8 protein-coding genes are annotated in these 7654 nt (G+C 72.4%); 7 read left to right on the forward strand and 1 reads right to left on the reverse strand.

The genetic code is table 11. From position 1 onward, the window contains the following. Nucleotides 1–4 precede the first annotated feature (4 nt). A complete protein-coding gene (locus AB0J09_RS49505; RefSeq protein ID WP_360707922.1) occupies nucleotides 5–1042 on the reverse strand; it encodes a histidine kinase in 1038 nt (345 codons plus the stop codon). A gap of 390 nt (nucleotides 1043–1432) precedes the next feature. On the opposite strand from AB0J09_RS49505, the gene AB0J09_RS49510 reads away from it, so the two are divergent. From AB0J09_RS49510 to AB0J09_RS49540, 7 genes are all read left to right on the forward strand, one after another. Continuing rightward, complete coding sequence (locus AB0J09_RS49510; protein WP_360707925.1) at nucleotides 1433–2050, forward strand: DedA family protein; 618 nt, start codon at nucleotides 1433–1435, stop codon at nucleotides 2048–2050. Between the two features lie 36 nt (nucleotides 2051–2086). Beyond that, the gene (locus tag AB0J09_RS49515; protein WP_360707928.1) at nucleotides 2087–2908 is read left to right on the forward strand and encodes a DMT family transporter; all 822 of its coding nucleotides are present in this window, start codon (nucleotides 2087–2089) and stop codon (nucleotides 2906–2908) included. A gap of 18 nt (nucleotides 2909–2926) precedes the next feature. After that, the gene (locus AB0J09_RS49520) at nucleotides 2927–4129 is read left to right on the forward strand and encodes a glycosyltransferase (protein ID WP_360707930.1); all 1203 of its coding nucleotides are present in this window, start codon (nucleotides 2927–2929) and stop codon (nucleotides 4127–4129) included. Next, nucleotides 4126–4791, forward strand: coding sequence for a DUF998 domain-containing protein (locus AB0J09_RS49525; RefSeq protein WP_360707932.1), 666 nt, complete (start codon nucleotides 4126–4128; stop codon nucleotides 4789–4791). The genes AB0J09_RS49520 and AB0J09_RS49525 overlap by 4 nt, the downstream gene beginning before the upstream one ends. Before the next feature lie 51 nt (nucleotides 4792–4842). Then, nucleotides 4843–5577 (forward strand): hypothetical protein, encoded by a 735-nt coding sequence (locus tag AB0J09_RS49530; RefSeq protein ID WP_360707935.1) that lies wholly within the window; start codon nucleotides 4843–4845, stop codon nucleotides 5575–5577. Beyond that, nucleotides 5574–6323: an isocitrate lyase/phosphoenolpyruvate mutase family protein gene (locus AB0J09_RS49535; protein ID WP_360707938.1), complete on the forward strand. Its 750-nt coding sequence runs from the start codon at nucleotides 5574–5576 to the stop codon at nucleotides 6321–6323. Before AB0J09_RS49530 ends, AB0J09_RS49535 begins: the two co-directional genes overlap by 4 nt. 7 nt (nucleotides 6324–6330) lie before the next feature. Then, nucleotides 6331–7654 (forward strand): BTAD domain-containing putative transcriptional regulator (locus AB0J09_RS49540; protein ID WP_360707940.1); only part of this gene is annotated, 1324 nt, incomplete at its 3' end.

Genomic DNA, 7654 nt, shown 5'->3' on the forward strand with positions numbered 1-7654 from the left:
CATCTCACGTTACACGATATCCACATCTTTGTGACGGGTTTTCTGAGGTGTGCTCTACCGACCCCGTGACGCGGTCCGGTGCGACCCGGACCGCGACGGCGGCCCCCGGCGCGTGCTTGGCCGCGTTCGTGAGCCCCTCCTGCACCACCGCGTGCGCCAGGTCGGGCACCGGCCCGGGCGCCAGGTCCAGGGTGATCGGCATGCCGGAGTCCCTGGCCCGCCGCACCAGCTCGGCCACGTCCTCGTCCACCGGTGACAGCGGTGCCACGTCGGACTCCTCACGCAGCAGCCCGATGATCTGACGCAGCCGCTCCGTGGCGTCCGCCGCCGCCAGCCGCAGCTCCCCCGCCGCCCTGACGTGCGCCTGGTCCAGCCCTGCGGCCAGCTCGAGGCCCGCGGCCCTGACCGCGATCAGTGCCAGGTCGTGGCCGAGCGAGTCGTGCATGTCCCGCGCGATCCTGGCCCGCTCGCGCAGCCTCGCCTGCGCCTCCGCCGACAGCCTGGCCTGCGTGCGCTGCTGCAGCAGCCTCCGCCTGAGCAGCCCCAGCAGGTACGGCACCACGTACGTGCCGAGCAGCCCCGTCATCATGGACACCCACAGAGCCAGATCGCCGCCCCTGGCCAGCACCACGCCCACGCCGACGACCGAGATCAGGAAGAAGGCCACCAGCGCCGGCCAGATCGCGGCCAGGCGCCGCCCGGTGAGGTAGGCGTACCACATGATGAACGGCGAGGTCGCCAGCAGCGGGAGGATCTTCACGTCACGCCTGGGCAGCAGCCAGCTCAGGTCCACGGTCGCGAACCCCTCGCTGAACCGCCACGGCCCCAGCGGCAGCAGCAGCACCAGCGCGGCCAGCGGCCAGCGGCGGCCGACCAGCACAGCGACGGAGGCGAGCCCGATCCTGGGCACGGTCACCATGCCGAACGCGGCCGGGTCCTTGAGCGGGTCAGGTCCCATGGCCGCGACGAAGATGCCGAGCACGGCCCAGAGCAGCAGGTCGTAGACCACCTGGCGGCGGCTATCCCGGCGAAGACGTCTCACCGCTCCGACGTTATCCGTCTCCCGGACGCGGGGGGCCTGTCCGAAGTCGGCAGGCGACCCTGACGAAAGTCAGGGTGGGGCCTCGTCCCCTGTCGCGGTAGGGCTACCCCCACCCCGAAAGCGCCTACCTCCACTCCTGTTTCCGCCTGTGGAAACCGGTTTGATCGAGAGTGCCCGCCGGAGGTCGGAACGGGGCCCCTGACGAAAGTAGGGGGTGGCGCGTGCCGATCGTCCGATGTGCCGTGACCTGCGGAGTTTCTACCTTCATGGGGTACCGGCCCTGAACTGCATAAGGGATGGGTCCGCGTTCGACCCGGGGCATCCCCGATGTCCCCGGCAGTCCCACGCCGACACGCTGTGTGGGTGCCCTAACGATCGGAGTACACGCTCATGTCGCACGCCATCCTCGACCTGGTCCAGCAGGCGATGTCATCGCCCTGGTTATACGCGGCGCTGTTCGTCCTGGCACTGCTCGACGGGTTCTTCCCCATCGTGCCGGCCGAGACCTCAGTGATCACCGCCGCGGTGTTCGCCGCCTCGGGCGAGACGAACCTGGCCCTGGTCATCGTGGCGGCGGCGCTGGGCGCGTTCGCCGGTGACCACATCTCCTACCTGATCGGCAACAAGTCGGCGCGCAGGCTGCGGGAGAAGAAGGCGTTCGTCTGGGCACGCGACACGCTGGCCGAGCGGGGCGGTCTCGTCCTGGTCGTGGCCAGGTACATCCCCGGCGGGCGCACCGCGACCACGCTGACCATGGGCGCCGTGCGGCATCCGCTGCGCTCGTTCACGTTCTTCGACGCGATCGCGGCGAGCTCGTGGGCGGTGTACTCGGGGCTGATCGGCTTCTTCGGCGGGATGGCGTTCGAGAACGACCCGATCAAGGGCCTGCTCCTCGGCCTGGGCATCGCGGTGTCCATCACCGCGGTCGTCGAGGCCGTGAGATGGCTCAGGAAGCGACGCGCCATCCAGCCTTCCCCGGAACGACTTCCTGCGGACACGTCCGTTTGACCCTACCTGGCAACTATCCGTCTGAAAGGAGTGCGCATGACTGTGCTGGCCGCGGCGATCGCCCTGGTCGGTTCGCTGTTCTTCGCGCTCGGAGCCGCGCTTCAGCAGTTCGAGGCAGTGGAGTCGGCGAAGCCAGGGCTCCTGACCCTGCTACGCAGGCCACGCTGGCTGTTCGGCGGCGTCTCCATTCTGGCGGGTGGCGGCCTGCACATCGTCGCGCTCGGCCTCGGCCCGCTGACAATCGTCCAGCCCATGGGGGTGGCCAGCCTGCTGTTCGCTCTGCCCATCGCCGCCGCGCTGCACGGCCGCAAGCCCTCACGCAAGGAGCTGGCGGCCGCGGGCGTGGTGGCGGCCGGGCTGATCGGGCTGGTGCTGCTGGTCCCCGAGTCCGACGGTCCCACCTACCTCAACCCCAGCGGGGTGTTCACGCTGCTCGGCGTGGCCGGCGTCGCGGCGGTCCTGCTGTGGGCCGGCTCGAGGGCGGTCTCGCCCGCGGGCCGGGCCGCGCTGCTGGCCACCAGCTCCGGCGTGCTGTACGGCGCCACCGCCACGCTCATGCGCGTGCTGGTGGACGGCGCATGGAACTGGTGGTACCTGCTCGCGCTGCCGGTGCCACTGCTGCTGGCGCTGATGATGCTCCAGCGGGCCTACGCCGTCGGGCACTTCGGCGTCTCGTTCGCCTCACTCCAGATCGCCGATCCCCTGACGGCGGTGGCGTTCGGCGCGCTGCTGCTCGGCGAGCCACTGCCGACCGGGATCGCGCCGGTTCTGGCCGCGGCCCTCACCGCGGCCGGCACCATCGCGCTGGCCCGGACCAGCCCACTGGAAGCACACAACAATCCCCCCACCCCTGTGTGAAAACGGAGTCTCACTGACATGGCCATGCCCCTGCGTTCGCTCCCCGAGGCCGTCCCCGCCCCCGAGCGTCCCCGCCGCGTCCTGATCTCGACCGACACCTACCCGCCGGACGTGAACGGCGCCGCCTACTTCACCCACCGCCTGGCCACCGGCCTGGCCGAGCGCGGCAACGAGGTGCACGTGGTCTGCCAGTCGGACGCGGGCCCGCCCACCGCGGACGTGGTGGACGGCGTGATCGTGCACCGACTGCGCTCCGCCCCGATACCGGTCCACCCAACCATGCGCTTCACCGTGCCGACCAGGCTCGACCGGCTGATCGCGGGCGTCAAGCCCGACGTCCTGCACACCCAGGGCCACTTCGTGGTCGGCAGGGCGGCCATCGCCGCCGCCCGCCGCGCCGGGGTGCCCATCGTGGCCACCAACCACTTCATGCCCGACAACCTCTTCCAGTTCTGCCACATCCCCGACCGGCTGCGGGCCAAGGCCGGCCGGCTGGCCTGGCGCGACTTCAGCCGGATCTTCAACCGGGCCGACCACATCACCACCCCGACGCCGCTCGCCGCCAAGCTGCTGGCCGACCAGGGCTTCACCCGCGAGGTGGAGTCGGTCTCCTGCGGGATCGACCTGACCAGGTTCTACCCGCGCGCCGAGCCCAAGGCGTGGGCGCGCAAGCTGTACGACCTGCCCGACCGGCCCACCATCCTGTTCGTCGGCCGGCTGGACGAGGAGAAGCGCCTGGACGAGCTCGTGCGCGCGCTGCCGCTCGTGCTGAACGAGACCGACGCGCAGCTGGTGCTCGTCGGCCGAGGCAACCAGCGGGCGGAGCTGGAGAAGCTGGCCAAGCGCATCGGCGTGGGCGAGCGGGTGTCCTTCCTGGGCTTCGTGCCCGACGAGATCATGCCCCAAGCGTTCGCCGCCGCCGACGTGTTCGCCATGCCGGGCATCGCCGAGCTGCAGAGCATCGCCACGCTGGAGGCGATGGCCACCGGACTGCCCGTGGTGGCCGCCGACGCGATGGCGCTGCCGCACCTGGTGGACGACAACGGGTTCCTGTTCCAGTCGGGCGACGTGGTCGGGCTGGCCAGGCACCTCACGGCCATCCTCACGGACGACGGCCTGCGGGCCAGGTTCGGCAAGACCAGCAGGGAGCTGGCGCTCACCCACGACCACCAGTCGTCGCTCGCCCGGTTTGAGCAAATCTACGATGAGGTGACCCGATGATCCCACGCCAGAGCGCCTGGGGCGCCATCGCCGGCACGGCGGTCTCCGCGGGTGCGCTGGCGTACGCGCAGATCGCCCTGCCCACGCAGACGTTGCTCAGCGACTACGCACTGGTCTCCGGCGGGCTCGTGCCCGTGCTGATCGGGATGCTGGCATTGGCGGGGGCATGCCTGTCTCTCGCGTACGGGCTGGCGGCCGGCGACCCTGGGCGCACCGCCGCCACCAGGGTGCTGCTGCTGGCCGGGGCGGCGGGGCTGATGATGAGCGCGATCTTCCCCACGGACCCCTCGCCGATCGGGTCGATGACCGGCGAGATCCACCGGTGGGCGGCGGCCGTCGTGTTCACCTCGCTGCCGGTCGCCGGCTGGGCCCTGGCCAGGGGCCGGGCCGCGGCGCCCCGATGGAACGCGGTCCGGGCCATGAGCGTGACCTCCGCGGCCACGCTGGCCGTCTACCTGGCGGCGCACCCCGCCTCCATCACCTCGACGCTGATCAGCGGCTCGGCCTACTACGGGCTGCTGGAGCGGGGCGTGGTCCTGGCCGAGATGGTGCTGCTGACGGCCATGGCTCTGGCGCCCATCGAGCGGCGGCCCACCGTCCAGACCTCGGCACCCCCTGTCGAGCCCCAGCACTCCGAGCGGTCCGAACGACTGGCGGCCTGACGCTTCCACACTTCGACGAGCGACGAAACTATGCGGTCCTAGCGTGGAGCCATGCTCATCACACGCCAAGCGGAGGCCGAGGCGGTCCTCTCCGACACGAGGTACGTGCCGCCTCCCGTACGCCAGGACGCCGAGGAGGGGACGCTGGCCTGGCTGCGCGCGCAGGTGTCGCGCTTCAGCACCTGCCAGACGCATGCCGAGCGGCGCCGGCTGCTGGTCGAGCGGCTGAACGCGGTCGACCCCGCCGAGCTGAGGCCGGCGGCCAAGGCCATGACATTGGAACGGGACGGGGACTGGCGGGGCGTGCCCACGGCCGTGCTCGGCGCCGCCCTGGGCGTCAAGGACACGAGCGCGGTGGCTGCCGCCGCGACCGGCTACCTGTCCGGCGAGGAGAGCCCGGAGGCCGACGCCGCCGTCGCCGAGCTGCTCGAACTGGCCGGCATCCCCGAGATCACGCTGCTGCTGCAGGGCCACGCCGCCACGGAGGCACTCATCGAGAACGCGTTCAGGCATGCACACCCCGGAGACGACATCGAGACGCTGCTGAACGAGACGCTCAAGCAGGACCCGCCGCTCAAGGCCACCCGCAGGCTCGACACGCGAAGCGGTGAAGAGGTGACGATCGACCTGGTGGCGGCCAACCGCGACCCCTCAGGGGGCCGGGCTCCCCACCTGACCTTCGGCTACGGCGTACGCCCCTGCCCCGCGCCCGCCCACGCGCTCGCGCTCGCCTCGGGCGTGCTCGAAGCCCTGCTCCACGGGAAGCCCGCCAGGAGGCCCGAATGAACTTCCGCGACCTGCACCGCCCAGGCGACCCGCTGCTGCTGCCGAACGCCTGGGACTACGGCTCCGCCGCCGTCCTGGCCGCGCACGGCTTCCCGGCGATCGGTACGACCAGCCTCGGCGTGGCCGCCGCGTACGGCAAGCCCGACGGGGCCGGCGCGACCAAGGCTGAGACGATCGAACTGGTCGAAGCCATCAAGGACCTGGGCGTCATGGTCACCGTGGACATCGAGGGCGGGTTCAGCGACGACCCCGCCGAGGTCTCCGACCTGGTTGCGAGCCTGGCCGCGCTCGGAGCCGTCGGCGTCAACCTGGAGGACGGCCGCCCCGACGGCACGCTGCGCCCGATCGAGCTGCACCAGCGGATCATCGAGGCGGCCAAGGGACACGGCGTGTTCGTCAACGCCCGCACGGACACGTACTGGCTGAAGACCGGGGACGACACCCTGGAAAGGGTGGCCGCCTACGGCAACGCCGACGGGATCTTCGTGCCCGGCATGAGCGATCTGAAGGAGATCGCCGAGGTGGCGGCCGGCACTCCGCTGCCGCTCAACGTCCTCTACCAGCCCGACGGCCCCACGCTGGACCAGCTCGCCGAGGCCGGGGTGGCGAGGGTGAGCACCGGGTCGCTGCTGTACCGGGCCGCGCTCGGCGAGGCGGTCGCGACGGCGCTCGCCGCCCAGGGGAAGCAGGCGCCACCGATGCCGACATACGCGGAGATCTCCGCCCTGCTGCCGCGGCCACGATAATCGAGGCATGCGCTTCCAGATCCTCGGGCCCACGACCGCGCTGGGCGAGGACGGCGAGCCGGTCGCGCTCGGCGGTCCCCGGGTGCGGGCGCTGCTGACCCTGCTCGCCCTGCACGCCGGCCGCATCGTCGGCGCCGAGCAGCTCGTGGACGGCATGTACGGCCCCAAGCCACCAGAGGGCGTGGCCAACGCGCTGCAGTCGCAGGTGTCCAGGCTGCGCAGGGCGCTGGGCAGGGACCTGGTGGAGTTCCACCCGGCGGGATACCGGCTGGTGGCCGACCCGCAGGAGGTGGACGCACGCAGGTTCGAGCTGCTCGCGCAGGCGGGCAGGCAGGCCCTCGCCGGTGGCGACCCGGGCCAGGCGGCCACGCTGCTGCGGGAGGCGCTCGACCTGTGGCGGGGGGCTCCGCTCGCCGACGCCCCGCACGCCGGGGCCGCCGCGGCGGCGCTGGAGGAGCTGCGGCTGGCCGCCACGGAAGACCGCGTGCAGGCGGACCTCGACCTGGGCAGGCACCGCGAGCTGGTCGCCGAGCTGCGCCAGCTCACCGCCGCCCACCCGCTGCGCGAGCGGCTGCGGGCCCAGCTCATGCGGGCGCTCTACGGCAGCGGGCGCCAGGCGGAGGCGCTGACCGTCTACGACGAGGCCCGGAAGATCCTGGACGAGGAGCTGGGCGTCGAACCGGGAGCCGAGCTGGCCGCCGCCCACCTGGCCGTGCTGAGGGCCGACCCGGCGCTCGGCTCCCCCGCGGCTCAGGCACCCAGGCAGCGGCGGGGGCTGCGCGCCCAGCTCACCAGCTTCGTCGGCAGGGACGAGGAGATCGAGCAGGTGGGCGCCAGGCTTCGGGCGAACCGGCTGGTCACGCTGATCGGCCCGGGCGGCGCGGGCAAGACGCGGCTCGCGACCGAGGCGGCGGAGCGGGCCGCCGGCGACGTGTGCTTCGTGCCGCTCGCGCCGGTCTCAGACGGCGGCGACGTGCCGATGGCTGTGCTGACCGCGCTCGACATCCGCGACACCCTGATGCACGGCCCCGAGCGGCCCGCCGTGGACCCGGTCACGAGGCTGGTCAGCGCGCTGGCCGGCCGCACGCTGCTGCTGATCCTGGACAACTGCGAGCACCTCGTCGCGGCCACGGCCGAGCTGGCGGACGCGCTGCTGGCCTCCTGCCCCGGGCTGCGCGTGCTGGTGACCGGGCGCGAGGCGCTCGGCATCATCGGCGAGTCGATCCTGCCCGTGGCGCCGCTGCGGCTGCCGCCGCCGGAGGCGGGCAACCCCTTGGACTATCCGGCGGTCCGGCTGTTCGCCGACCGCGCCGCCGCCGTGCGGCCGGGCT

It is taken from the genome of Nonomuraea sp. NPDC049784, assembly GCF_040659615.1.
Classification (GTDB): domain Bacteria; phylum Actinomycetota; class Actinomycetes; order Streptosporangiales; family Streptosporangiaceae; genus Nonomuraea.